Source organism: Streptomyces sp. NRRL S-118, assembly GCF_000716335.1.
In the GTDB taxonomy this organism is placed as follows: Bacteria; Actinomycetota; Actinomycetes; order Streptomycetales; family Streptomycetaceae; genus Streptomyces.
In genome coordinates, this window is the sequence record NZ_KL591043.1 from 1,312 (window position 1) to 3,901 (window position 2,590).

Annotated in this window: 1 protein-coding gene; it reads left to right on the top strand. The window is 78.0% G+C overall.

The annotated features are described in order from the left end of the window. Positions 1–2,590 (top strand): type I polyketide synthase (locus IH00_RS38350; RefSeq protein ID WP_039947788.1); only part of this gene is annotated, 2,590 nt, incomplete at both ends.

Below are 2,590 nucleotides of genomic sequence, written 5' to 3' on the forward strand. Positions count from 1 at the left end.
CCCCACCCGGTGCTCGCCATGGCCGTGGAAGGCACCGTCGCCGACCACGGCACCGGCAACCGGATCGGTGTGGTCGGCTCCCTGCGCCGGGGCGAGGGCGGACTGGCCCGCTTCCTGCTCTCCCTCGGCGAGGCGCACACCGCCGGGGTGAAGGTCGACTGGGCCGCCTGCTTCGCCGGCTCCGGCGCCCGGCAGGTCCCGCTGCCCACCTACGCCTTCCAGCACAAGCGCTACTGGCTGGACGCCACCGGTCTCGCCGACGCCTCCGCGGTCGGCCTCGGCCGCGTCGAGCACCCCGTCCTGGCCGCCGCCGTCCAGGTCGGCGACCGCGACGAGTGGGTCCTCACCGGCCGCGTCTCCCACCAGGGGCAGCCCTGGACCCGCGACCACGCGCTGTTCGGCACGGCCACCCTGCCCGGCGCGGCACTGACCGAACTGGTCCTCGCCGCGGGCAGCCACGTGGGCTGCGACCTCGTCGAGGAGCTGGACCTCGAGGCCCCGCTGGTCCTGGGCGACGACGACGCCGTACGCGTCCAGGTCACGCTCGGCGCGGCCGACACCGACGGCCGCCGCGACGTGTCGGTCTACTCGCGCCCGGACACGGACGAGGAACAGTCCGCCGAGGCCGTCCGCCACGCGCACGGCCGGATCGCCCCCGGCGCGGAGGCCCTGTCGGCCCGGCTGGGCGAGTGGCCGCCCGCCGGTGCCGAACCGGTGTCGGTCGACGCGCTGTACGCCTCCCTCGCCGAACACGGCCTGGACTGCGGCCCGCTGCTGCAGTGCGCGCAGTCGGCGTGGACCCTCGGCGGCGAGGTGTACGCCGAACTCACCCTGCCCGACGGCACCGAGCCCGGCGGCTACGCGATCCACCCGGCCCTGCTGGAGTCGGCGCTGCACACCGCCCACCGGCCCGCCGCCGACGGGGCGCCGTCCGTGGCGTCCTGGTCGGGCGTACGGCTCACGGGCGACAAGGTGTCCCGGGCGCGGATCCGGATCGCCACGGTCGCCGAAGGCGTCCTGCGGCTCGACGTCTTCGACCCCGAGGGCGCCCCGGTGGCGCACGCCGACCGGATCGCCGTACGGGCGGCCGACGCGGCCCGGCTCGGGGAGGTGCGCCGCGGGCAGAACGCGCTGTACCGCCTGGACTGGACACCCGTCACGGCCGGAGCGGCCGGTCCCGTGCGGCTGGCCGCGCTGGGCGAGGTCGCCGGTGTGACCGACCGCCACCCCGACGCGGCCGCGCTCGAACGCGCCGTCGCCGACGGCGCGCCCGCACCCCGGGCGGTCCTGGCCCGGATCGACACCCCCGACGAGCTGACGCCGTCGGCGGTGCGGGACGCCGCCGCGCGGGCCGTCGCACTGGTACGGCAGTGGCCGTCCGGCGGGCCGCTCGGCGGAACCACGCTCGTCGTGGTCACCCGCGGTGCGGTGGCGGCCGCGGACGAGGCTCCGGACGCCGCGCAGGCCGCGGTCTGGGGCGTCGTACGCGCCGCACAGTCGGAGCAGCCCGGGCGCTTCCTGCTCGTGGACGCCGACGGGGAGCAGCCGTGGGGTGCGCTGCTCGGTCTGGACGAGCCGCAGCTCGCGGTCCGCGACGGCAAGGTCCTGGCGCCCCGGCTGGTGCGGGTGGCCGGCGGGCGGGCCGACCGGCCCGGGCCCGTGGACCCCGACGGCACCGTACTGATCACCGGCGGCTTCGGAGCCCGGTTCGCCGAGCACCTCGTCACCCGCCACGGCGCCCGGCACCTGGTGCTGGCCGCACCCGCGGACGAGGCCGGCGAACTGTCCGCCGGACTGCCCGCCCTCCTGGAGGCCCACGGCGCCGACGTGCGCGTCGCGCCCTGCGACGTCGCGGACCGGGACCAGCTCGCCGCGCTGCTCGCCTCCCTGGAGCACCCGCTGACCGCGGTGGTCCACGCCGCGGGCGTACCCGGCAGCGGCCTGGCCGACGCGGGGCTGATCGAGAGCCTCTCCGACGAGCGGCTGGAGACGGTGCTGCGGGACGCGGTCGACACGGCCTGGCACCTGCACGAGCTGACCGCGGACGCGGACCTCTCCGCGTTCGTCCTGTTCTCCGCCTTCGAGGGCCTGACCGGCATCCCCGGCCAGGCGGCCACCTCCGCGGCGGACGCGGCCCTGGCGGCCCTCGCCCACAGCCGCCGCGCGGCCGGGCTGCCCGCCACCGCGCTCGCCTGGGGCTTCTGGGCCGACGGCCGCGGCACCACCGCGCTCGGCGAGGCCGACCTCGCGATCGTCGCGCAGGCCGGCATCCTCCCGCTGCCGACCGGCCTCGGACTCGACCTGTTCGACCGCGGCCTCGCCGCGGACGAGCCGCTGCTGGCCCCGGTCGAGCTGGACCCGGCCGTCCTGCGGGAGCAGGCCCGCGCCGGACTGCTGCCCGCCGTGCTGCGCGGTCTCGTACGGGTCCCCGCCCGGCGCGCGGCGTCCGGCGGCACCCTGGCCCGGCGCCTCGCCGACGTGCCGGAGGCCGAGCGCGAGGGCGTGGTCCTCGAACTGGTGCGGGCGCAGGCCGCGTCCGTACTCGGCCACGATTCCGCCGACGAGGTGGACGGCGAACGCGCCTTCAAGG